Source organism: Krasilnikovia sp. MM14-A1004 (genome assembly GCF_047159485.1).
In the GTDB taxonomy this organism is placed as follows: domain Bacteria; phylum Actinomycetota; class Actinomycetes; order Mycobacteriales; family Micromonosporaceae; genus Actinoplanes.
Genome location: NZ_AP038773.1, coordinates 6,287,460 through 6,309,627, shown reverse-complemented (window position 1 = coordinate 6,309,627; position 22,168 = coordinate 6,287,460). Strand labels below are relative to the sequence as shown.

Below are 22,168 nucleotides of genomic sequence, written 5' to 3'. Positions count from 1 at the left end.
CCACCACGGTCATCTCAGCGGGACGCCGGGGTGGTGTACCGGTCGACGTCGACCTCGTCGAAGGCGGGAGCGCCGTCGAACGCGTCGGCGGCGACGGCGGCCGATCGGGTGCTGTCGTTCAGGTCGAGGCTGGTGCGCAGCGTGATCTCCGGCAGCAGCAGGGCGGCGACGACGCCGACCGCGGCGATGGCGGCGGAGATCAGGAAGATGTGGCCGGTCGCGTCGCCGTACGCGGCGCGGATGATCTCCCGGATCGGCTCGGGCAGCGCGCCGAGGTTGAGGCTGCCCCCGCCGGAGCCACCGGTGGAGTGGACGCCGATCGCGGCGAGATCGTGCGTGACCCGGTCGGTGACCCGGTGGGCGAGGATGGCACCGAGGACGGAGACGCCCATGGTGCCGCCGAGGGACCGGAAGAACGCCACCGTGGCGCTCGCCGCGCCGATGTCCTTGAGGGCGACGGTGTTCTGCACGGCCAGCACCAGGTTCTGCATGGTCATGCCGACACCGACACCGACGACGAACATCGCGGCGCCGACCACCGTCAGCGAGGTCTTGTGGTCGATGGTGCCGAGCGCGGCGAAGCCGGCGACCAGGATGAGCGAGCCGGCCACGATGTAGGGCTTGACCCGTCCGCTGCGGGTGATGAGCCGCCCGGCGATGACCGACGACAGGACGACACCGGCCATCATCGGGATGGTCAGCATGCCCGCCTCGGTCGGGCTGTAGCCGCGGCCGATCTGGAAATACTGGCCGAGGAAGACAGCGCCGCCGAACATGGCCATGCCGACGGCGAGGCTGCCGAGGATCGCCAGGGCGGTGGTGCGTTCGCGGACGATGCCCAGCGGGACCACCGGTTCGGCCGCGCGCGACTCGACCCGGACGGCCAGCGCGAGCAGCGCGACGGACGCACCCACCATGACTCCGGTCTGCCACGAGACCCAGGCGAAGGAGTCGTCGACGAAGGAGATCCAGATCATCAGTACGCTGACGCCCGCCGCGATGAGGGTCGCGCCGAGGTAGTCGATCTTCACCTGGTCCCGCTTGGCCGTGGGCAGGTGCAGGGTGATCTGCAGCAGGATGAACGCGACAACGGCGAACGGCACGCCGACGTAGAAGCACCAGCGCCAGCCCAGCCACGAGGTGTCCGCGATGACGCCACCCAGCAGCGGGCCGCCGACCGTGGCCAGCGCCATGACACCGCCGAGATAGCCGTTGTACCGGCCGCGCTCGCGGGGCGGGATCATCGCGGCGATCGCGACCTGTACGAGCGCCTGCAGGCCACCGACGCCGAGGCCCTGGAACGCGCGTGCGGCGATGAGCTGGCCGGCGTTCTGCGACAGGCCCGCGATCACCGAACCCACCACGAAGATCACGATGGCGATCTGGATCAGCAGCTTCTTGTTGAACAGGTCGGCGAGCTTGCCCCAGATCGGGGTGGCCGCGGTGGCGGTCAGCAGCGTCGCGGTGACCACCCACGTGTACTGGATCTGCGACCCGTTCAGCGCGCCCATGATCGTCGGCAGGGCCACCGACACCACGGTGCTGGACAGCATCGCGACGAACAGGACCATGAGCAGGCCGCTGAGCGCCTCCAGGGTCTGCCGGTGGGTCATGGGCTCCGCGTCGAGCGCGGCGGTGGTGCGAGCGCTCATCGCGCGGCCTCCAGAGTGTCGTGGGATCCGAGGGCGAGTTCGATGTCGTGCGTGAAGCGGTCGAGCGCGGCGCTCAGGGTGGCCAGCTCGGCGGGGGTCCAGTCGGCCAGCGCGTGATCGAGCACCTGCCCGTACCAATCGCGGGTTTCGCTGACCGCGGCCCGGCCGGCCGCGGTCAGCGCCAGCACCGTGGCGCGGCCGTCGGTCGGGTCCGGGTGGCGTTCGACGAGGCCGTGCGCCACCAGGTACGCGACCGTCCGGCTGACCGTCGACGGTTCAAGCGAGGTGCAGTGGGCCAGCTCGCGGGCGTGGCAGCCGGCGGGCCACCGTTCGATCTGCGCCAGCATGCCCATCGCGCTGAGCGGCACGGCCGGGCGGCGCTCGGCGTGGGACTGCTTGAGCAGCCGGATGCTGCGTGTCAGTCGCTGCAGGCCGGGCCCGAGATCGCGGGGATTGCCGGTCATGGTGCCTCCCTTCGCCGAGATGGTTGCTGAGTACAAGCATCTACCTAAACTTGCTCATAATGCAACTTTGCCTTTTGAGAATTAATTCACGTCGAGTAGCCTCAGGTCGTGACTCAGGCCACGGGACTGCGCGAACGCAAGAAGGCCGCCACCCGGCTGGCGTTGCACGAGGCGGCACTGCGCCTGGCCGCCGAGGACGGCTTCGATCACCTGACGGTCGAGGCGATCGCGGACGCGGCCAACGTCTCCCGCCGGACCTTCTTCAACTACTTCTCCGGCAAGGAGGAGGCCATCGCGTACGGCGATGCCGTCCGGCTGGCCCGCCTCGTGCAGCTCGTGCGGGAGCAGCCCGCCGACGACCCGCCGTGGACCGCGCTCAGCCGCGTCGCCGACCAGCTCATCGCCGAGGGCTACGCCGATCCCGACCCGGCGTGGCTGGCCCAGCGCCGCCGGCTACGCGCCCATCCGGCGCTGGCCGCGCAGCAGATCGCCGCGTACGCGACGGTCGAGCGGGAGCTGGCCGCCGAACTCGCCGCCCGGCTCCCCGGCCCGGACGCGGAGTTGCGCTCGCGGGTGCTCGCGGCCACCTACCTCACCACGCTGCGCGTCGCGATCCAGTACTGGACCGACCACCCGGACAGCTCGATCCGCGACATGGTGCACACGGCGCTCGCCACCGCGGCCCCCGCGCCGGATCGATGAGCCTCAGCCGGTCGGCGGCCGAGGCGTGCTCCCAGCCTGCTCCAGCAGCCGTTCGATGCGTGTCAGCTGCGCCTTGATGTCCGCCAGCTCGGCCGCCATCGGGTCCGCGTCGGCGTGTGCGTCGGCCTGTGCCGCGCGCTCCTGGCGGGCGCGTTCCACGAAACTCGACGTGATCGCGGCGGTCACGATCGCCACGAAGGCGATGGCCTCCAGCATGAACAGGGCGCCCACGATGCGGCCGACCGTCTTCTCCGGGGTCACGTCGCCGTAGCCGACCGTGGTGACCGTCTGCACGGCCCACCACAGGCCGGTGCCGACGTCGGGAAACTCCTCCGGGTCGACGATCCGGATGAGGACGGCACCGGCGATGACGCTGACCACGGTCGCGGAGACGATGACGGCCATGGCCGAACGTACGGACAATGGCTGGCGCATGAAGGCCGCGAACTTGCGTTCCACGAAGCTGAGCTTGAACATCTGCGGCTCCTCGCTGCCCGGGGTCGTGGCCCCAGTTAACGGCGCACTGCCCCGCCGGGAAAGCCGAAACCGGCATCCGTCCACTGGTGAGGGGACTCCTCAGGCGCGGTCGAGGAACTCGGCCACGGCCCGGCGTACCGCGGGATTCGGGACGCCGTCGGGCAGCTCCAGCAGCGCCGCCTCGGCCACCAGGGCGATGAACAGGCGGGCGCAGGTGCGCGGCTCGCGCCAGCCCATCGCCGCGAAATGTGGCTCGGTCAGCCCCGCGACCATGTCGTTGCGCGCCCCGATCTCGGCCTGGATCAGCGGTTCGATCCGTGCCTCCAGCAGCAGCGCCTTGACCGCGCGTTCGGTCAGGCAGCCGTCGAGGTACGCCATCGCACCCGTCAACAGGGCGTCCCGACCCGGAGGCTGGTTACCGACCGCCTCTTGCATGCCGCCGAGGCTGCGTTCGTGGAAGAGCTGGTGCAGGGCCAGCAGATACTCGGCCCGCCCGGCGAAGTGCACGTAGAACGTCCCTTTGGCGACGCCGGCTTCGGTGGTGATGGCGCTGATGCTCCACCCCTGCAGGCCCTTGCCGGCCAGGCGCAACCCGGCCGCCAGCAGTGCCGCCCGCTTGCCGTCGGGGTCGCGTACCCGGGCCATCAGCCTTCCCTTCCACCGCCCCCCGCCTGCGCGGCGTCGCGTTCGACCCGGTCCAGGAACGGCTGCACCTCGGCGAGGAACGCCGCCGGATCCTCGGCGAACGGTACGTGCCCGGTGTCGAACGTGACTGTACGGGCCTGCGGCAGGCTGCGGGCGACCTGTGCCCGGGCGCGGGCGCCGAAGATCGGGTCGTGGCGCCCCCAGGCGACCAGGGTGGGCGCGGTGATCTGGTCGGCCAGCGACCGGAGGTCGAAGTCGGGGTCGCGGAAGCTGCGCCAGATCGCCGCGTCGACCACCGCACGCACGTCGCCTCGGCGGTACGTCGCCCGCTCGATGATCTGCCGGGTCAGCGCGGTACGCCGGTGCAGGTAGGCGGACGCGAAGCGGCGGTTGGTCAGCCGGGTCACACCGGGCCGTCCCCGGAGCCCGATGAACAGCCGGTCGGCCACACCGAGGACGGGGAATCCGCCGGGGCTGACGAGCACCAGTGACCGGACCCGGTGCGGTGCGTCGATGGCCAGCCGTGCCGCCGCGTAGCCGCCGATCGAATTGCCGATGACGTGGGCCGCGGGCAGGTTCAGCCGCTCCACGAGCGCGCCCAGCTCGGCCGCGAACGCGCCCGCGCTGGCGCTGCCCGGCGGCTCCGGCGCGGGACTGCGCCCGGAACCGGGCCAGTCCACGGCGATCACCCGGTAGCTGCCGCTCAGTGTCGGGATGACGCCCGCGTAGTCGCGGCTGTCGTGCCCGTTGGCGGACAGCAGCACGACCGGGGTGCCGGAGCCTTGATCACTGAAGTGCATGTATGCGATAGTGACTGACCGGTCGGTCATTAGCAAGGGTGCTGGCCTTCCCGCGGCGTGGTCGAGTCGCTCCTGACTGGGCCCTGACGTCGCTGAATTCACGCATGTCCAACCCATCGACAGTGGGCCGCCACCCCCTGCTGACTGCCGCCAGGGCGCTGCGCCCCGGCCCCGAACAAGGAGCACATCATCACCACATCAGTACGCCGTGGGCGCCTCGCCATGATGCGGGTCGGTGTCGTCGCCAGCCTGCTGGCGATGTCGGCCACCGTGGGCGTCACGCCGGCCTCCGCGGCCGATGCGCCGTTCACCATCAGCGCGACACCCTCCGCCACGACCATCAAGCCCGGCGACACCGTGACGGTCGCGGTGCGGACCGAAGCGCTGCCCGACCGGCCGCCGACCGCATTGACCCTCGGCTACTGGGGCACTCCGTCCTCGGCGGATGTCGCGTTCGAGCGTAAGAACATCACGGCGGGGGAGTCGACGACCCTGACCATCCGCACCTCGTCGAAGTCCCGTACGGGCGCGTACCCGATCGAGGTCAAGGCGTTCTCCGACGGTGCCGAGCTGTACACCGGGACCGCCACCTTCGACCTCACCATCACCGGCATCACGATGGCGGTCGGGCCGGAGGCGTCCACGGTCGAGCCCGGCGGAGCGGCCACCGCGACGGTCACCGCCTCCGGTCCCGGGCACAACATCATGTTCTACGCCGACCGGCTGCCTGCCGACGTCACCGTGGCGTTCAGCCCGTGGGAGATCGGCGAGGGTGGTACCTCGACCATGACCGTCCAGACCACGAAGCACACGCCTCCCGGCACCTATCCGATCCGGGTGGTCGGCTGGAGTTCCGCCGACTACGAGGAGACGACCTTCACGCTCACCGTTCCCGGGCACCAGCCGGGCTGCTCTGGCCACACCGACGTACCGGTCTGGGCGCCCTGGATCACCACCGCCAAGAGCTGGGTGAACGTGTCCGGCTGCGACCGGGCCGCCTCCAAGACGACCACGGTGGAACTCCACCTGCGGGGCCAGGACGTCGAACCCCTGAAGGTCGAGCTGCTGACCCCGAACGGCTACAGCCGAGTGGTCAAGGCCGCCAACTACGACCGGCACCGGAAGAGCCTCGACGAGACGTTCACGGTGGACGCCTCGCAGGGCCCGGCGAACGGGGTGTGGGAGCTGCGCCTCTTCAACGGGAACACGGAAACGACCCAGCTGGTCGGCTGGACCGTCAACCCGTGACCGTCTGATGGCGGAGTCCGGCCCGAGAGGCCCGGACTCCGCCATCGCGGGATCAGTTGGCGGTGAGCTTTACCGAGTTGATCGGCGTGAAGTTGGTGTCCGAGTACGTGCCCGCGGGCTGGTAGACGGGGCAGTCGGTGCCGTTCCAGCCGTTGCACAGCCAGGCCCTGGCCCCGCCGGTCTGGTTGTTGTAGATCCGGTGGGTGCCGTACTGGTTGCTGAGGTTGTAGGACCCGTAGTAGTACCACTTGTACGACGGGTTGCCGCCGTTCCACCCGGCGTTCTCGGGGTAGAGGCAGACGTACCCGTCGGGGCAGCCCTGGTACGTCGCGGCCTGTGCCGCTGTGGCGGTAGTGCCGAGCAGCAATGCGGCGCTGGCCGCGGTGCCGACGACCGCGGTGGCGATTCTCTTCGTGCTGCGCATGTCCGGTGTCCTCCGGTCGATGACGAGATGGCGCGGGGCACCCGGTGCGCGCCGCCGGTCCCCGCTGTCTGGTGCTGCCGTGCGTCGACGTCGATCCGTACACGAATCGCAGTGGTCTGCGGTATGACAGCCGGACCGGGAATTCTCAGCGGGGCACGTCGTCTTGCGGGCAGAGCCGGACCTCGACGCTGTTGCGGGTACGCACCGCGGGCAGGAATCCGACCGCTCCCCGTGGGGTGCGGACCTTGTACCACCGGGTCGACGAGACGCCCTGCTCGTCGGTGATCCGTCTGCCGTCGATCACGACGCAGTCCACCACCACCGTGTCGCCGTGCCACACCCGGGCCACCGGAAGCTCGTCGGTCGGCACGCGGTACGGGCTGCGGCGCACGCCGAGCCCGCACTCGATGGTGCGCAACGGTTGGCAGGCGGCCTCGGTGTTGTAGACCGTCATCGAGATTCCGCCGCTGCCCGACGGTGGCTCCTGCTGCCGGCGCTGCCATCCGGCGCCCACGAACGCCCCGACCAGTAGACACACCACCGCCGCGGCCGTCGCCGCGAGCATCGGCCAGCGCCAGCGCCCCATGCGACGCCGTCGACGGTAGGGCATCTCCGGCGCGGTCACCCGCTCGACCAGACCCGGCGGCGGCACCACGGAATCCTCGAACGCGCCGATCCGGGAGCGCAGCTCCGCCGCGGTGTCGTGCGGCGTCCGGTGCTCGGGCATCCCGCCTCCACGGCGACTGCTGCCGCACACAACCCTGCCGGCCGTGGCGGACCGCGACATCCGCCCGATCGTATCGCCACAGAGGACGGTCGGTCGGTGACCGATTGTGGTCACACGACGGGACTGACGGACAACGCAGTGACAGAGTTCAATGGATGGGTTCGCGCGCGGGTGCCGTCGACGACCGGTGGCAGCTGGTGCCTGGATCGCTCGGCCATGGGGAGGTCCGGCGTGGGGGACCGCGGCATCGAGGTGTTCGGCTCGCGGCGCAAGGAGTTCGACGATCTCTTCTGTGAGTTGCTGCCCCGGCTGTACCGCCGGGCCGTCGTGGTCAGCGGGGACCCGGAAGCGGCGCAGGACGCGCTGCACGAGGCGTACCTGAAACTGGCGCGGCATCCGCAGCGGCTGGTGGAGCATCCGGAGCCGTTCGCGTACGCGATGGTGACGGTGATCAACGTGCTCCGCGACGAGTGGCGCAGGCGACGTCGCTATCTGTTACGTGCGGAGCCGCAGGAGATCGGCGACGACGGTGGGCTGGGGTGGCAGGACGCGCGTCGCGAGACCGTGCGGATGTTGGCGATGTTGACGCCACGACAGGCAGCGGTGGTGCTGCTGGTCGACGTCGACGGGTACACGATCGACCAGGCCGCCGGGGTGCTGGGGGTGCACCGCGGCACCGTCGCCAGGCTCCGCCGCCGGGCCCTCGACAAGCTGCGTGTGCACCTGGACAACGGGGATTGAGTGCCCGGCCGGTGCGCATCACCAGTACTCGGGAGGGGGATCGTCCGAGACGCCGTGCACGGGGATGCCCGCGGCTTTCAGGAATGACCTGAGGGTGTCGGCCAGGGCTTCGACCTTGTCGTCCTCGACGAAGGCGTAGCCGCGCTCGGCGAAGCAGAACGCGACTTGCTCGGCGATCTCGATCAGGGGATCGCAACTCTGCGCATTCATGTCCTGTCCAATCTCAACCGTGAGGCAGTCTTTCGACTCCACCCTGGCGACCGGCTGCCCGCGTCTCCGCTGCACTCGATGAGGGCGGGCCGGACAACGTCACCATCCACGTAATCGAACGGTGCTCGCACCTTCATTCCGCCTGGAACGGCCATCCGGCTCACCACTCTGGGTTGCGCGCGCTCGGGCACTCCGGCCGCGGACGTAAGACGTCGTACGTCGACGATAACCCGGCGGCATGCGAGAGGCAACACGTCTTACGTATATCCTTGGGATCGCAAAGTTGCAGGCAGACCCGTAGCGGGAGCTCTAGTGCCGATCGAAACGCCGAGATCTCAGTACGCCCAGATCGCGGACGAACTGCGCGACCGTATCCAGGACGGCACCTACCAGCCCGGGAGTCTGCTGCCCAGCGAGCAGCGGCTCGCCGACGAACTCGGCGTATCCCGCGTCACGGTCAACAAGGCAGTCACCCTGCTGCGATCGTCCGGCGACGTGAAGGTCCGGCGCGGCTCAGGCACCTACGTACGCAGCCTGCCGCGAATCACCCGAGATGCCAAACGCCGCTACGCAGCACGTGAACAGGGCACCGGCGCCGGGCAGGTCGAGGTCGCCTCACTGGACCTGCAGTCGCGCACCGACTACCGGGAGATCCGCCGTGTACCACCTCCGACGGCGGTCGCCCAGCTCCTGCAACTCGACAGCGGCGAAGACACGCTCGTCCGGCGCCGGGTGCTCTACGCCAACGACGAGCCCGCGCAGATGGCCGACTCGTACTATCCCTGGTCGATCGTCGGTGGCGACGACGCCCTGATGAAGGCGGAGGTCGGCAAGGGCGGTTCCTACTCCCGCCTCGCTGACCTTGGCCATGGCCCGGTGCGCTTCACCGAGGACGTGACCGTGCGGGTACCCAACGACGCCGAGCAGCGCCTGCTCGACATCGAAGCAACCCTGCCGGTGTTCGAGATCTGGCACGTGGCGTACGACGCGAAGGACCGGCCCGTCGAGGTTTGCGTTCACGTGATGCCGGGTCACCTGTGGTCGTTGCGATACGACTGGGACGATGCCGCCCGCGCGGGGAAGCGGAAATGATGGAAGTCCGGCTCGCCACCGAAGCCGCCCCGGGCCAGCCGGCCAACGAGGACAGCGCACTTGTAGTCGGTGACCTGGTCGCAGTGTTCGACGGGGTCACCCAGCCCGCCGACCTTCACAACGGGTGCACGCACACCCCTACCTGGTATGTGCAACGCCTGGCCGGGCAGCTCGGCGCAGCGTATGGCGAGGCACCGGACGCGGCGTTGCCTGACCTGCTCGCCCGGGCAATCGACGCTGTCGCGGGGAAGCACCGGGGTACCTGCGACCTGGGGCATCCCGGCACGCCTGCGGCGACCGCGTGCCTCCTTCGCGCTGGTGATGACCAAGTCGACTACCTGGTGCTCTGTGACAGTCCGCTGGTTCTCGACCTCGGCGACCGGCAGGAGGTCGTCAACGATCTGCGTTTCGACCAGGTCATTGCCGACGTGCGGCAGGCGGCCCTGGTGCCGGGCGCGGTCGGTACCGCCCAGCACGCCGAACGCATGAAGACCGCGGCCACTCGCAAATGGGAGTACACCAACCAGCCGCACGGGTACTGGATCGCCTCGGCCGACCCCGGGGCGGCGTACGAGGCGGTCACTGGCACGGTGCCGCTGCGTGGACCCGGGCGGGTGCGCCGCGCTGCGCTGCTCACCGACGGTGCGTCTGCCGCTGTGGAGCAGTTCGCCCTGTACGACTGGACCGGCCTGCTCGACCTACTCACCACCGCAGGTCCCGCCGAGCTGATCCGCCAGGTCCGCACCGCCGAGCACGCCGACCGCGACGGACGCGCCCAGCCGCGCTACAAACGCCATGACGACGCCACCGCAGCCCTCTGCCTCTTCGACGAAGGGAAACCCGCATGACCCCGCCGGAACGCCCCCGTCACTCCGTCAGCGTCGCCGCCGTGATCACCGATGAGGGCGGTCGGGTCCTGGTCGTCCAGCGCCGTGACAACGGCAAGTGGGAGATCCCGGGCGGCATCCTCGAACTCGGCGAGTCCATCCACGCCGGGATGCGCCGTGAGGTCGAAGAGGAAACCGGCGTCATCGCCGAACCCGAACGCCTCACCGGCGTGTACAAGAACCTCCGCCTGGGCGTGGTCGCCCTGGTCTTCCGGGCCCGCATCGTGAGTGGCCAGCCTCGGCCCACCGAGGAGAGCGCGGCCGTCGACTGGTGGAGCGCGGACGACGTCGCCCAGCGCATGGGCGAAACCTTCGCCATCCGCGTACTCGACGCCCTCGACGCCACCGACGTCGCCGTCCGGCTCCACGACGGGGTGCACCTGCTCGCTGAGGAAGTCACCCCGCCAACCCGTTAGGCCTTCGGGGGTCGGGCGGACTACGTGTCGCCCTCGGTGCTCGTGGCTGGCGCAGCACGACCGCGCTCGACCTCATCGATGACCTTGCCCATGAACCATCGCATCACCGCATAAGGGATGTCACGTGGCTCGCCGCCGCTGACATGGATCGTACTGAATCGCATATCGAACACCGGCGTGCTCCACCTGCTCGGCTGCCATGCCATCAGGTTGTCAGAGCGATCACGCGCACGTGGCTTGTACAGCCACCGGTACTCATGCAGCGCGAGGTTAACGGTGTCGGTCTTGCTCATCGAGCCGGATAGCCGCATCGCCTCCGTGAGCGCGTCATCGTCAAGATCAATCAGTCACTGCCATGGGTGTCAACAAGAACAGCCTGGCCCGTCCCGGATCGCCGTCGGTACGGTTAGGCGTGCGGTGATACGGACGCGGAGCGGATCGCGGCCAGCAATGCGCTGGCGACCCGCTCGGGCCCACGGCCGTCCACCGCGGCCCAAGCCCGAGCGCTGAGAGCTGCGCGCGCCGCCGCGTCGGTGAGCAGCTCCCGCAGCACACGCACGGCCGTGTCCGCCTCGATGCCGGGAGCGCGCAGGGTCGGCAGGTGTCCGAGCCCGGCCGCGAGCCCGCGCGCGATCGTGCGCTCGTACCCGAGGATCTGGTTGTCCACGACCCGGACCAGTGCGGCCGGGAGGCCGAGGCAGAGCAACTCCCAGGTGGAGGTGCCGCTGGCGCTGACCGCCAGGTCGGCGTCGGCCAGCAGGGCGGGCAGCTCGTCGGTCGGGGCGATCACCCGCAGCCGCTGACCGGGGCCCGGCGCCACGGCCAGCAGTTCGTCGCGCAGGCCGTCGTCGGCGGCCACGACGATCGCGTCGAAGGCCGCCCCGGTCGCGACCAGCAGACGACCGATCACGGGGGCGGCGCGGAAGGCGTCGGTCCCGCCGAAGAACGCCACCACCGTCGGGGTACGGCCGGAAACCGCGTCCCGGGGCGCGGCCGGGCGGCGTTCGCGCACCGCCGTACGCAGCAGCGCGTAGTCCAGCCCGGCCAGCCGGACCGCGCCCGGCGGCAGGTCCGGCGCGACCAGGTCGGCGTCGAGGTTCTGGTCGACGTACACGTCGGCGGGCTGCCCGAGCAGGTCACCGTCGACCACGGTCATGACGACGCGTCCGGTCGCCCGGACGGCCGCCGCGTGCGCCGGAGGCAGCTCGTACGAGTCCGTCACCAGCGCGTCCAGGCCCAGCCGCGCGGACGCCGCGACCAGACCCACCTCGTCGTACGGGGCGGGATGCCAGGCCAGGCGGCGTCGCTCCAACTGGGCATGCGCCCAGGCGACGCCGCCCAGGTCGCTGAGGAAATGCACAGCCACGCCCTGGTGGACGAGTTCCTCGGCCAGCGCCACACAGCGCACCAGATGTCCCACCCCGGTACGCGGCCCGGCGTCGCAACGAATTCCGACGCTGATCATTCAGTGCCCTTCCCCGTGTACCCGCTCAGGCCTGCTGAAGTGCCTTCTGGCGGACGTGCGCGTTGAGTACGGTCAGTTCCGGCCGGTCCGCGAGCCAGTCCGCGAGGACGCGGACCTCGATCGGCTCGTCGCCGAAATGCTCCACGATCGCCTCGATGAGCCGCCAGTCGTCCTCGGTGTCCAGGGTGAGCCGCAGGTCCGACAGGTCAGGCTGCAGGGTCAGCCCGAGCACCGCGAAGTCGCGCGGATGGGCGTACACGTACGACGTGACGTGGGTGCGGTGGTGGGCGGTGGCCAGCGGGTCGATCGCGCGCAGCACGTCCGCGCGGACCACCTCGACGTCCAGACCGCGCGGCAGCGTGCGGGCGATCGAGGTGCTCAGGTAGTCCAGGCCCGGCGTCGCGGCGAACACCGTGGCGGCCAGCCGCACCAGGCGCGGGTCGAGCAGGGGGCAGTCCGCGGTGAAGCGCAGCACCGCGTCCGCCGGGTGCCCGTCGAGGACGCCCAGGAACCGGGTCAGCACGTCGTCGGTGGGACCGCGGTGACACACCACGCCGATCCGCGCGCATTCGGCCTCGACGGCGTCGTCCCTGGCCTCGGTCGTGGTGGCCACGACGAGGTCGTCCAGCACACCGGCGGCCTGCGCGGCGCGGACGACGCGTTCCAGCACCGTACGGTCGCCGAGCTGCCGCAGCACCTTGCCGGGCAACCGGGACGAGCCCATCCGGGCCTGGACGATTCCGAGGGTGTGCATGGGTTTCCTTGTCTGGTGAGGGGTGCGGGTCAGCGCCGCAGGGTCCGGCGGGCGCGGCGGGCGACGGTGAGACCGATCCGGGCCAGCCGGTGTCCGAGGCTGCCGCTGAACAGGTCGATCTGCAGGTGTGCGCGGCGCAGTTCGGCGTCGCGCAGCGACAGTTCCTGCTCGTACCAGTCGGTGCGGGCGGTCGCGTCGGCGAGCTGCGCGCGCAGGGCCCGCAGCTGTTCCTCGTGCTCGCGCAGCGAGTCCGGCTCGGTGGGGACCGGGGCGGCGGGCAGGTCCAGGCTGACGTCCAGACCGGCCGCGCCGGTCAACACCGCGGTCAGGGTGTCCGGGTCGGTGGCGGCCGGCCACGGGTGGGCGTATCCGCCGGAGGTCAGGGTGTGTGCGAGCCGGTGCAGCGCGGCCACGGTGGCCGCGGGGGCGGCGGGCGGGTCCGGGTCGCGGGGGCTGGGGTCGAGCAGCGTGTACGTGTCGCCGTCGAGCAGCACGTTGTCGACGGTCGCGTACGCCCGCTGACCGTCCAGCGTCGCCAGCCATGCCGACCAGCCGGTGAGCAGCCGCCGGAGCCGGGGAAGGTCGTGTCGCAGGCAGGCGCCCAGCAGGAGTTCTTCCAGCAGTTGCCCGGTGGGCATCGGCCCGTCCAGTGCCGTGGGGTCGCGGCGCGATGTCGCCGTGGCGGCACCGCCGACGACTCGTCGCACCCAGCCGCCGTCGCGGTCACGGCCGAGTTCCAGCACCGAGCTGTCCGGAGCCGGGCTGTCCGGAGCCGGGCTGTCCAGGGCCGGGCCGTTCGTGTCCGGGCCGTTCGGGTCCGGGCCGTTCGTGTCCGGGCCGCCCTGGATTGGGCCGCTCTGGATCGGGCCGCTGCTCAGCAGGGCGGGGGGCAGGGAGACGGAGAGCGCAGGACGGGGTGACCGGTGGGCGAGGACGATCCAGGCGGCGGCGAACTCCGCCCCGAGGCCGCCGCGAACGGCCGCCGCGGCCAGGCGGCGGGGGTCGCTGAGTACGGGCCGCCGGGCGTACGCGGCGCCGACCGCGCCCGCTGCGGCACCGGCGAGCGCGCCCGCCGGGCCCTCCTGAAGGGCGTTCGGGGTGGCCACCAGGGTCGGCGACGCGGGCAGCGGCCACGCCGCGCCGAGCCAGGAGACGGCGAGTCCCTCACCGGCCAGGCGGGCGGCCAGCCGGGTCGGGTTCCCCGGCTTGGACTCGTCGAACTCGCCCAGCGGCCGCCACGCGCCGTCGGTGTGCGCGGACGTGGTGGCGCTGCGATCGACCAGCCGGTGCACACCCAGCTCGTTCTCGACCGCGAGCAGCAGGGTGCCGCCGGGACGCAACGTGCGGCGCAGCACCTGCAGGGCCTCGGCCCAGTCGTATTGGGGGCCCTCCACGGAACACAACCGGTCGAGGCCGTCGAGCGCGACAACGACGTCGTAGCGGTCCGCGTCGGTGAGCTTGGCCAGGGTGCCACACAGGACGGTGACGCCACGCCCGGCCAGCCGGTCCGCGTCCGGCTTGGCCCGGAGCAGGCAGGTGACCTCGGCGTGCGCGGTCAGTTCGGCCACGATCGCGTCGTCGTGCGGTCCGGCGATCAGGGCCCGGCCGCCGGCGGGCAGCAGGACGGCCAGCCGTCCGAGCAGGTGAGCCAGGACGGGACCACCGGCGGGCGGCCGTTCGCCGGGACGCCGGTCGGACCAGGCGGGCATCTCCCCGCCGATCAGCCGCACCGTGTTCTTCGTCTCCGTCATGAGGCGCCCCGCGATGCCGACACGTGGGCGGCCAGCGCCCGCTGTTCGGCCCGGCGGCGGCCTTCCGCTGCGCGGGGGGTGTGCCAGCCGAGGATGGCGCGCAGTTCGGCGGGCGAGGCGAGGCTGTCCACGCCGAGTTCGGCGGCGGCGCTGGCCGCGGCCACCACCGGGTCGGGGTGTACGCCGTGCAGCTCGGACCACTGGCGGCGGATGCGATCGGCGGTCGCGGAGTCCTCACCGGCCAGGCGCATCGGGTCGCCGTACACGGCGGGGGCGCAACCGGCCGCGGCGCCGTACAGGATCGCGCTGCCCAGGCGGTTCGACGCGACCCGCCGGTGGCGGCGCAGCTCGGCCAGTTGCCGGGGCAGGAACTCCGGGTCGGTGTCGCGCCAGCGCTGGCCGCGGTAGCCGTGGCAGATGACCCGGCCGGCCGTCTCGTACACGGCCCGGATCCGGTCGTCGCGGTACTCGTGCCAGTACAGGCAGAAGGTGACAGGGCCGGCTTCGGTGGCCCTGATCTCGTCGATGAGCCGCCGGTGGTCGCCGTGCACGTGCTGGCTCTCCCAGCCGTGGAACGGATACCACAGCGTGCCCTCGCGCGGCTGCGGCTCCGAGGGGCGCATCGCCATGAGATACAGGAACGGCGCCCCGACGACGGTCGCCTGCCGCCGCCCCATCGACCACGCCCGCCGCCGGGTCTGCTCGGACCACACGAAGATCGGCCGCCCCGACACGTACGGTGTCCCGGCGCCCAGACCGTCGAGCACGTTCCAGCCGTGCTGCAGGTACCCGTCGATCCGCGGTGGGTCGTCCGGGTCCAGCCCGCAGTACGCGGCCAGCACGTGCGCGTGGCCGTAGAAATGGTTGGCGTGGTGCACCGGCGTCAGCTCCCCAGCACGGTACGCAGGGTGTCGACGACGCGGTCCTGATCGGCGTCGGTCAGATCGGCGAACAGTGGCAGCGACAGCTGCTCGGCGTAGAACGCCTCGGCCACCGGGCACAGGCCGCGCCGGTACCCGAGGTCTTCGAAGACCGGGTGCCAGTACGCGGGCAGGTAGTTGACCTGCACCCCGATGCCCGCGGCGCGCATCCGCTCGTACACCTCGCGGCGCCGGCCGTCGAGGATCCGCACCGGATAGAGGTGACGCATCGGGTCGGCCCACGCCTTGCGGGCGGGCAGCCGCAGCCCGGCCACGTCCGCCAAGAGTGCGTCGTATCGCGCGGCGAGCGCGGAGCGCCGCCCCTTGAAGTCGGCCAGACGCCGCAGCTGGGCGCTGCCGAGCGCGCACAGCACGTCGGGCAGCCGGTAGTTCAGGCCGAACTCGTGCACCTCCTGGTGCCAGCCGCCCTCGTCGGGGTGGCGCAGCCGGGCCGGGTCGCGCACCAGCCCGACCGTGCGGAACGTGCGGGCCCGCTCCAGCAGAATCGGATCGGTCGACGCGACCGCGCCGCCCTCGCCCGTGGTGAGGTTCTTGGTCGGGAAGAACGAGAAGGTGGTCAGGTCGGCGAGCGCACCGACCGGCCGCCCCCGGTACGCGGACCCGATGGCGTGCGCCGCGTCCGCGATCAGCACCGCTCCGGCGCTGTCGGCCACCTTGCGGAGCTGGTCGTACTCGGCGGGGTGTCCGGCGTAGTCGACAGCGGTGACCGCACGGGTCCGCGAGGTTACGGCGGCCTCGGCGGCGGCCGGGTCCAGGTTCGCGGTGTCGTCCTCGACGTCGGCGAAGACGACGGTCGCCCCGAGCATGGCCGCGGTGGCCGCGGTGGCCACGAACGTCATGGGCGTGGTGACCACCTCGTCGCCCGGGCCGATCCCGGCGGCCGCGTACGCGGTGTGCAGCGCGGCCGTGCCGTTGCTGACCGTCACGCACGGGGCCCCGGCGACCTCCTCCAGGTCCCGCTCGAAGCGGGTGACCCGGGGGCCGGTGGTGAGCCAGTCGCTGTGCATGGCCTCGACCACCGCGGCCACGTCGGACTCGTCGACGGACTGTCGCCCGTACGGCAGCATCACGGAACCTTCAGCAGGTCGCGCATCTCGTCGACCTCCAACCACAGGTCGTTGTTGTCGGAGCGGTAGTTGAAGCCGTCCGCGACCGGCTCGCCGCCCTCCGGGGTCCGGTAGCCCCAGCTGGCCACGACCGGCTGTACGACGTACCGGTCGGGGAAGCGCAGGGTGCGGCGGCTGTCGTCGGCGGAGATCATCTCCTCGTGCAGCTTCTCGCCGGGGCGCATGCCGACCTCATGCGTGGGCGCGTCCGGCGCCACGGCCTCGACCAGGTCGAGGATGCGCATGCTGGGGATGCGCGGCACGAACAGCTCGCCGCCCTGCATCCGGTCGAACGAGTCCACGACGAACTTGACGGCCTGCTCCAGGGTGATCCAGAACCGGGTCATCCGCTTGTCCGTGATGGGCAGGCTGCGGCCCTCGGCGTTCAGGCTGCGGAACAGCGGGACCACCGAGCCGCGGCTGCCCATCACGTTGCCGTAGCGCACCACCGCGAACCGGGTCGGGTGGTGGGCGGCGTAGTGGTTGCCCGCGATGAACAGCTTGTCGGCGACCAGCTTGGTGGCGCCGTACAGGTTGATGGGGCTGGACGCCTTGTCCGTGGACAGCGCCACGACCCGCTGCACGCCCGCGGTGATGGCCGCGTCGATGACGTTCTGCGAGCCGTCGATGTTGGTGGCGACGAACTCCGACGGGTTGTACTCGGCGGTGTCGACCTGCTTGAGCGCGGCGGCGTGCACCACGTGGTCGATGCCGTGCATGGCGCGCACCAGACGGTCGCGGTCTCGGATGTCACCGATGAAGAACCGCAGCCGCGGGTCGTCGGCGAACATCTGCCGCAGCTCGTACTGCTTCAGCTCGTCGCGGGAGAACACGACGATGCGCTGCGGGTCCAGGTTGTCCAGTGCGTAGCGCAGGAAGGCCTTGCCGAACGAGCCGGTGGCTCCGGTCACGAGGATCGAGGATCCACTTGTAATGCTCACGAATAACTCCAGGGGGTGGCGGCCGAAGGGCGACTCGGCCGGAAGCATAACTGCGCGTCGGTGCAATTCCAGGGGCTGTGGAAAACGCCAACATCCATTCACATCCTGTTCAGCTTCGATTGGTCGCGCGGACTAGGGTGGTGGGGGAAGTTGGTTCCCTTCGCTCTTCACCCCTCGGGAGAAACACCGTGACTGACCTGCAGAGACTGCGCGACGTGTTCCGTGCGGCGCTCGACCTGCCCGCGGACGCGCCTGTGGACGATCTGCACTACCAGGATCACGAGAAGTGGGACTCGCTTGCCCACATGTCACTGATCGCGGCCCTGGAAGATGAATTCTCGGTAATGATCGACACCGAGGACGTCATCAATATGTCCAGTTTTGACGAGGCAATGAAAATTCTTGGTAAATACGGGGTTGCCAGCGACGGGTGGTCGAGCAATGGGTGATCGGGTTGCCCTGGTCACCGGGGCTTCCCGCGGCATCGGCCTGGCCACGGCCCACCGTCTGGCCGAGACCGGGCACGACCTGGTCCTGCACGGCCACCGCCCGGAGCCGGTCGCCGAGGCGGCCGCCGCTCTCGCGGAGAAGTACGGCGTGACCGCGGTCAGCGCCGCCGGGGACATCGCCGACCCGGCGACCAGCCGCGCCGTGATGCGGCTGGCGTTCGAGACGTTCCGCCGCATCGACGCCCTCGTGGTCAACGCGGGCACGCACGCCGCCGGGATGCTCGGCATGATCGACGACGCCACGGTGCAGCGGCTGTTCGCGGTGAACGCGGCCGGTGCGGCGTACACGTTGCAGGGTGCGGTCCGGCTGCTCGGCCGCGGCAGCGAGCCCGCGGTGGTGCTCGTCGCGTCGATCACCGGCGAGGTCGGCGCGGCCGGTCAGTCCGTGTACGCCGCGTCCAAGGCGGCCGTGAGCGGCCTGGCCCGGTCCGCCGCCAAGGAACTCGGCCCGCGCGGCATCCGGGTCAACGCCGTGGCCCCCGGCTTCATCGCCACCGACATGCTGGACACGCTCGACGACGCGGGCCGCGAACGGCGCATCGCCGACACCCCGCTGGGACGGCTCGGCGATGCGGCCGAGGTCGCCGACGTGATCGCGTTCCTGCTGTCGCGGCAGGCCCGCTTCGTCACCGGCCAGGTGCTGGGCGTCGACGGAGGACTGACGTTGTGAACCTGCTCCACCCGGACGCCCGCGTCCTCGACGCGACGACCGGCGCCACCCTCGACCACGGCCGGGTCGATGCCGCCGCCGCCGACTTCGCCCGGCACGCCCCCGGGGTGGCGTTCGCGCTCACCCCGACCGAGCTGCCCGCAGTCGCCCGCTACCTGGGCGCGCTGCGGGCCGGGCGCCCGATCGCGCTGCTCGACCCCGAGCTGACCGAGCCCGTGCTGCACGACCTGGTCGCACGCTTCGCGCCCGCACTGGTCACCGGCGTGACCGGCGCCCCGCCGGAGGGCTACCGGGCCGAGGCGGACACCTGGGTCCGGCAGACCCCGGCCGCCCCGGTGCACAGCGACCTGGCGCTGCTGCTCACCACCAGCGGCTCCACCGGCAACCCGAAACTGGTGCGGCTGTCGGCCGCCGCGGTGCGGGCCAACGCCGAGGCCATCGCGGAAAGCCTCGGCATCACCGGTGCCGAGGTCGCGCCGACCACCCTGCCGCTGTTCTACACGTACGGGCTGTCCGTGCTGCACAGCCATCTGCTGCGCGGCGCGACAGTGGTGCTGGAACGCTCCGGCGTGCTGCACCGCGACTTCTGGGCGGCCGTGGGCACCCACCGGGTCACGTCGCTGGCGGCCGTGCCGTACCAGTACGAGATGCTGCGGCGGCTGCGCTTCGACCCGGCCCGCTACCCGAGCCTGCGCACGCTCACCCAGGCGGGCGGGCGGCTGCGCAAGGAACTGGTCGCGGACTTCGGCGACCGCATGGCCGCCGTCGACGGCCGGCTGTTCGTCATGTACGGCCAGACCGAGGCGACCGCCCGGATGGCCGTGCTGCCCCCGCACCGGCTGACCGACAAGCTCGGTTCCGCCGGGTTGCCGATCCCCGGCGGCGGGCTCGCCGCGTGCGACGGCGAGATCGTCTACACCGGACCCAACGTCATGATGGGGTACGCCGAAACCGCCGCCGACCTGGCCCGCGGCGACGACCTGGGCGGGGTGCTGCGCACCGGCGACCTGGGCCACCTCGACGACGACGGGTTCCTGTTCCTCACCGGCCGCCTCAAGCGGATCGGCAAGGTGTTCGGCGTCCGGGTCAACCTCGACGACGTGGAACGCAGCCTCGCCACGCACGGCGCGGTCGCCGCCGTCGCGGGCGACGACCGGATCCACGTCTTCGTCGAGGGCGCGGACCCGGAACACGCCCGCGCCGTACGCGGGGAGCTGGCCGGGTGGCTCGACACCCACTTCTCCGGGCTGGACGTGCGCGGGGTCGACGCCCTGCCGCTGCTGCCCACCGGCAAAGTCGACTACCGCAGTCTGGAAGCGTCCCTGTGAGCGTGTTCACCCGTACCCAGAAAGAGCGCGAGCCGGCGCTGCTGGCCGAGCTGTCCGCGCTCGTGGCGCACCACCGCGCGCACTGCGCCCCGTACGATCGGATCCTCTCGGCCGAGGGATTCACCACCGCGAGTGCCGTCGCGGAGCTGCCCTGGCTGCCGGTCCGGCTGTTCAAGCACATGGCGCTGAAGAGCATCCCGGACGACGCGGTGTTCAAGGTGCTCACCTCCAGCGGCACCACCGGTGAGGTGAGCCGCATCTACCTCGACAAGCAGGCCGCGGCCACGCAGACCCGGCAGCTCGGCGCCACGCTGCGGACCGTGCTCGGCGACAAGCGGCTGCCCATGCTGCTGGTGGACTCGCGGGGCATCCTCACCGACCGCCGCTCCTTCAGCGCGCGTGGCGCCGGGGTGCTCGGCATGGCCACCTTCGGCCGCGACCACGTGTGGGCCCTCGACGTCGAGGGACGCCCCGACCTCGACGCGGTACGCGGGTTCCTCGCCAAGCACGGCGACGCCCCGTTCCTCGTCTTCGGCTTCACCTACCTGGTGTGGCTGCACCTGTACGAGGTGGCCCGCGACAACGGGCTGGACCTGAGCAACGGCATTCTGATCCACTCCGGCGGCTGGAAGAAGCTCGTCGACCAGTCCGTGCCGCCCGAGGAGTTCCGGCGGCGCCTCGCCGAGGACACCGGCCTGAGCCGGGTGCACAACTTCTACGGCATGGTCGAGCAGATCGGCACGATCTTCCTGGAGGGGCCGACCGGCGGGTCGCTGTACTGCCCGGACTTCGCGGACGTGGTGATCCGCGACCCGCACACGTGGGAGGAACAGCCGACCGGCGAGCCCGGCCTGATCGAGGTGGTGAGCACGCTGCCCACGTCGTATCCCGGACACGTGCTGCTCACCGAGGACCTCGGGGTGGTGCACGGCGTCGACGACGGTGACTGGCCGGGCAAGCGGTTCTCCGTGCTGGGGCGGCTGCCCCGAGCCGAGGCGCGCGGCTGCTCCGACACCTACCGTTCCGGGAGGGCTGCAGCGTGAGGTTTCGATTCGGTGAGCCGGGGGATGTGACAGAGCCGTCGAGCGAGCGGCTGGCGGTCGGCGACGAGCGGGTCGTGGACTTCCTCGCCCGGTTCGCCCGCCGCCTGCTGGCCCCGGCGGTCGCCCGGCAGCACCCGGAGCTGGGTTCGCTCGGCTACTTCCTGCGCCCGGCCGAGCTGGCCCGCGCCGTGGCCAGGATGCGCCATGACGATGCGCTGGTCTTCCCACTCGGGAACGTCTTCCACGTACCGCCGGCCAATGTGGACACCATTTTCGTGTACTCGTGGGCGCTGTCCGCCCTGGCCGGAAACCACAACGTCGTCCGGATCTCGGAACGCTCCGCGGCCGCCGCCGACGTCGTGCTGGAGGCGTTGCACGCCACGGACGCCGACCCGGTCATCGGCCGCACCCAGCGGATGGTGACGTACGGGCGGGACGACGCCGTCACCGCCGCGCTCAGTGCGTGGTGCGACCTGCGGGTCATCTGGGGCGGGGACACCGCCGTGGACACCATCCGGGCGCACCCGCTGCGCCCGTCCGCGCGCGACCTCACCTTCCCCGACCGTACGTCCTGGGCGGTGCTGTCGGTGCCCGGGTGGCGGGCCGCCGACGAGGCCGCCCGGCGCGCCGCCGTACTCGGCTTCGCCAACGACGCGTACTGGTTCGACCAGGCCGCCTGTTCGTCACCGCGCACGGTGTTCCTGGTCGGGCCGCGCCCCGACGGGGTCATCGACGACTTCCTGGCCCTGCTCCGCGAGGCGGTCGCGGAGCGCGGCTGGAGTGTCGACGCGGCGATGGCCGTGGAGAAGCGGGTCCACGCGTACGGCCTGGCCGCCACCGGTGCGGCCACCGGCCTGCGGCACGCGGGCAACGCGGTCACCGGGCTCACCCTGAGCGGGGTCTCCGCCGCGCCCCGGCGCTGGATCGGGGCGGGCGCGTTCCCGTTCGCCACCGTGGACTCCCTGACCGACCTGGTGCCGGCCATGACCCGGCAGGACCAGACCGTCAGCCACTTCGGCTTCACCCCCGACGAGCTGCGGGAATTCGCCGCGGCGCTCGGCGGGCGCGGCGTGGACCGGATCGTGCCGTTCGGTTCCGCGCTGACCTTCAGCGCGATCTGGGACGGCTACGACCTTCCGCGCGAATTCACCCGCCTCACCACCCTGCGAACGTAG

26 protein-coding genes are annotated in these 22,168 nt (G+C 71.3%); 11 read left to right on the top strand and 15 right to left on the bottom strand.

All coding sequences use genetic code 11. From position 1 onward, the window contains the following. Window positions 1–14: 14 nt before the first annotated feature. Both ACMCNN_RS27395 and ACMCNN_RS27390 read right to left on the bottom strand, forming a co-directional pair. Entirely contained in the window at window positions 15–1,652 is a 1,638-nt protein-coding gene (locus tag ACMCNN_RS27395) for an MDR family MFS transporter (RefSeq protein ID WP_412743371.1), read from the bottom strand. Next, on the bottom strand, window positions 1,649–2,116 hold the full coding sequence (locus ACMCNN_RS27390; RefSeq protein WP_412743370.1) for a MarR family winged helix-turn-helix transcriptional regulator: 468 nt from the start codon (window positions 2,114–2,116) through the stop codon (window positions 1,649–1,651). The genes ACMCNN_RS27395 and ACMCNN_RS27390 overlap by 4 nt, the downstream gene beginning before the upstream one ends. Window positions 2,117–2,224: 108 nt before the next feature. On the opposite strand from ACMCNN_RS27390, the gene ACMCNN_RS27385 reads away from it, so the two are divergent. Then, entirely contained in the window at window positions 2,225–2,818 is a 594-nt protein-coding gene (locus ACMCNN_RS27385; RefSeq protein WP_412743369.1) for a TetR family transcriptional regulator, read from the top strand. Window positions 2,819–2,821: 3 nt separating this feature from the next. Here ACMCNN_RS27385 and ACMCNN_RS27380 read toward each other — a convergent pair whose 3' ends face one another. The 3 genes from ACMCNN_RS27380 to ACMCNN_RS27370 form a co-directional block, all read right to left on the bottom strand. Further along, window positions 2,822–3,295, bottom strand: coding sequence for a potassium channel family protein (locus ACMCNN_RS27380; RefSeq protein WP_412743368.1), 474 nt, complete (start codon window positions 3,293–3,295; stop codon window positions 2,822–2,824). 99 nt (window positions 3,296–3,394) lie between these two features. Further along, window positions 3,395–3,940 carry a TetR/AcrR family transcriptional regulator gene (locus ACMCNN_RS27375; RefSeq protein WP_412743367.1) on the bottom strand — a complete coding sequence of 182 codons (546 nt, stop codon included), beginning with the start codon at window positions 3,938–3,940 and terminating at the stop codon, window positions 3,395–3,397. After that, complete coding sequence (locus ACMCNN_RS27370) at window positions 3,940–4,740, bottom strand: alpha/beta fold hydrolase (RefSeq protein ID WP_412743366.1); 801 nt, start codon at window positions 4,738–4,740, stop codon at window positions 3,940–3,942. The genes ACMCNN_RS27375 and ACMCNN_RS27370 overlap by 1 nt, the downstream gene beginning before the upstream one ends. A gap of 222 nt (window positions 4,741–4,962) precedes the next feature. Between ACMCNN_RS27370 and ACMCNN_RS27365 the strand changes: the two genes are divergently transcribed. Continuing rightward, window positions 4,963–5,988, top strand: coding sequence for a proprotein convertase P-domain-containing protein (locus ACMCNN_RS27365; RefSeq protein WP_412743365.1), 1,026 nt, complete (start codon window positions 4,963–4,965; stop codon window positions 5,986–5,988). 52 nt (window positions 5,989–6,040) lie between these two features. Here the strand turns inward: ACMCNN_RS27365 and ACMCNN_RS27360 are convergent, their stop codons facing one another. Further along, a complete protein-coding gene (locus ACMCNN_RS27360; RefSeq protein ID WP_412743364.1) occupies window positions 6,041–6,412 on the bottom strand; it encodes a hypothetical protein in 372 nt (123 codons plus the stop codon). Window positions 6,413–6,557: 145 nt separating this feature from the next. Next, on the bottom strand, window positions 6,558–7,139 hold the full coding sequence (locus ACMCNN_RS27355) for a hypothetical protein (RefSeq protein WP_412743363.1): 582 nt from the start codon (window positions 7,137–7,139) through the stop codon (window positions 6,558–6,560). A 231-nt stretch (window positions 7,140–7,370) separates the two neighbouring features. Between ACMCNN_RS27355 and ACMCNN_RS27350 the strand changes: the two genes are divergently transcribed. Further along, on the top strand, window positions 7,371–7,880 hold the full coding sequence (locus ACMCNN_RS27350) for an RNA polymerase sigma factor (protein WP_412743362.1): 510 nt from the start codon (window positions 7,371–7,373) through the stop codon (window positions 7,878–7,880). Window positions 7,881–7,898: 18 nt separating this feature from the next. On the opposite strand, the gene ACMCNN_RS27345 is transcribed toward ACMCNN_RS27350, so the two are convergent. Further along, window positions 7,899–8,090, bottom strand: coding sequence for a hypothetical protein (locus ACMCNN_RS27345; protein ID WP_412743361.1), 192 nt, complete (start codon window positions 8,088–8,090; stop codon window positions 7,899–7,901). 312 nt (window positions 8,091–8,402) lie between these two features. Here ACMCNN_RS27345 and ACMCNN_RS27340 point away from each other — a divergent pair, with 312 nt between their 5' ends. Genes ACMCNN_RS27340 through ACMCNN_RS27330 form a run of 3 tightly spaced genes read left to right on the top strand, consistent with a single transcriptional unit; the run spans window position 8,403 to window position 10,485 of the window. Next, window positions 8,403–9,182 (top strand): GntR family transcriptional regulator, encoded by a 780-nt coding sequence (locus ACMCNN_RS27340; protein ID WP_412743360.1) that lies wholly within the window; start codon window positions 8,403–8,405, stop codon window positions 9,180–9,182. Next, on the top strand, window positions 9,179–10,030 hold the full coding sequence (locus tag ACMCNN_RS27335) for a hypothetical protein (protein ID WP_412743359.1): 852 nt from the start codon (window positions 9,179–9,181) through the stop codon (window positions 10,028–10,030). The genes ACMCNN_RS27340 and ACMCNN_RS27335 overlap by 4 nt, the downstream gene beginning before the upstream one ends. Beyond that, window positions 10,027–10,485 carry an NUDIX hydrolase gene (locus ACMCNN_RS27330; RefSeq protein WP_412743358.1) on the top strand — a complete coding sequence of 153 codons (459 nt, stop codon included), beginning with the start codon at window positions 10,027–10,029 and terminating at the stop codon, window positions 10,483–10,485. Before ACMCNN_RS27335 ends, ACMCNN_RS27330 begins: the two co-directional genes overlap by 4 nt. A gap of 20 nt (window positions 10,486–10,505) precedes the next feature. On the opposite strand, the gene ACMCNN_RS27325 is transcribed toward ACMCNN_RS27330, so the two are convergent. From ACMCNN_RS27325 to pseB, 7 genes are all read right to left on the bottom strand, one after another. Then, entirely contained in the window at window positions 10,506–10,829 is a 324-nt protein-coding gene (locus tag ACMCNN_RS27325) for a type II toxin-antitoxin system VapB family antitoxin (RefSeq protein ID WP_412747287.1), read from the bottom strand. Window positions 10,830–10,891: 62 nt separating this feature from the next. Continuing rightward, entirely contained in the window at window positions 10,892–11,950 is a 1,059-nt protein-coding gene (locus ACMCNN_RS27320) for a PseG/SpsG family protein (RefSeq protein WP_412743357.1), read from the bottom strand. A gap of 25 nt (window positions 11,951–11,975) precedes the next feature. After that, on the bottom strand, window positions 11,976–12,704 hold the full coding sequence (locus tag ACMCNN_RS27315; protein ID WP_412743356.1) for a cytidylyltransferase domain-containing protein: 729 nt from the start codon (window positions 12,702–12,704) through the stop codon (window positions 11,976–11,978). Window positions 12,705–12,733: 29 nt separating this feature from the next. Next, window positions 12,734–14,455 carry a hypothetical protein gene (locus tag ACMCNN_RS27310; protein ID WP_412743355.1) on the bottom strand — a complete coding sequence of 574 codons (1,722 nt, stop codon included), beginning with the start codon at window positions 14,453–14,455 and terminating at the stop codon, window positions 12,734–12,736. After that, entirely contained in the window at window positions 14,452–15,333 is an 882-nt protein-coding gene (locus ACMCNN_RS27305; RefSeq protein WP_412743354.1) for a hypothetical protein, read from the bottom strand. Before ACMCNN_RS27305 ends, ACMCNN_RS27310 begins: the two co-directional genes overlap by 4 nt. 5 nt (window positions 15,334–15,338) lie before the next feature. Then, the gene (locus tag ACMCNN_RS27300) at window positions 15,339–16,463 is read right to left on the bottom strand and encodes a DegT/DnrJ/EryC1/StrS family aminotransferase (protein ID WP_412743353.1); all 1,125 of its coding nucleotides are present in this window, start codon (window positions 16,461–16,463) and stop codon (window positions 15,339–15,341) included. Then, on the bottom strand, window positions 16,463–17,437 hold the full coding sequence (pseB, locus tag ACMCNN_RS27295; protein ID WP_412747286.1) for a UDP-N-acetylglucosamine 4,6-dehydratase (inverting): 975 nt from the start codon (window positions 17,435–17,437) through the stop codon (window positions 16,463–16,465). Before pseB ends, ACMCNN_RS27300 begins: the two co-directional genes overlap by 1 nt. A 194-nt stretch (window positions 17,438–17,631) precedes the next feature. Between pseB and ACMCNN_RS27290 the strand changes: the two genes are divergently transcribed. The 5 genes from ACMCNN_RS27290 to ACMCNN_RS27270 are packed head-to-tail and all read left to right on the top strand — an operon-like array spanning window position 17,632 to window position 22,168. Continuing rightward, a complete protein-coding gene (locus ACMCNN_RS27290) occupies window positions 17,632–17,892 on the top strand; it encodes an acyl carrier protein (protein ID WP_412743352.1) in 261 nt (86 codons plus the stop codon). Continuing rightward, window positions 17,885–18,622 (top strand): SDR family NAD(P)-dependent oxidoreductase, encoded by a 738-nt coding sequence (locus ACMCNN_RS27285; protein ID WP_412743351.1) that lies wholly within the window; start codon window positions 17,885–17,887, stop codon window positions 18,620–18,622. The genes ACMCNN_RS27290 and ACMCNN_RS27285 overlap by 8 nt, the downstream gene beginning before the upstream one ends. Further along, entirely contained in the window at window positions 18,619–19,950 is a 1,332-nt protein-coding gene (locus ACMCNN_RS27280; RefSeq protein ID WP_412743350.1) for an AMP-binding protein, read from the top strand. Before ACMCNN_RS27285 ends, ACMCNN_RS27280 begins: the two co-directional genes overlap by 4 nt. Next, window positions 19,947–20,993: an acyl-protein synthetase gene (locus ACMCNN_RS27275; RefSeq protein ID WP_412743349.1), complete on the top strand. Its 1,047-nt coding sequence runs from the start codon at window positions 19,947–19,949 to the stop codon at window positions 20,991–20,993. The genes ACMCNN_RS27280 and ACMCNN_RS27275 overlap by 4 nt, the downstream gene beginning before the upstream one ends. Beyond that, window positions 20,990–22,168: an acyl-CoA reductase gene (locus tag ACMCNN_RS27270; RefSeq protein ID WP_412743348.1), complete on the top strand. Its 1,179-nt coding sequence runs from the start codon at window positions 20,990–20,992 to the stop codon at window positions 22,166–22,168. Before ACMCNN_RS27275 ends, ACMCNN_RS27270 begins: the two co-directional genes overlap by 4 nt.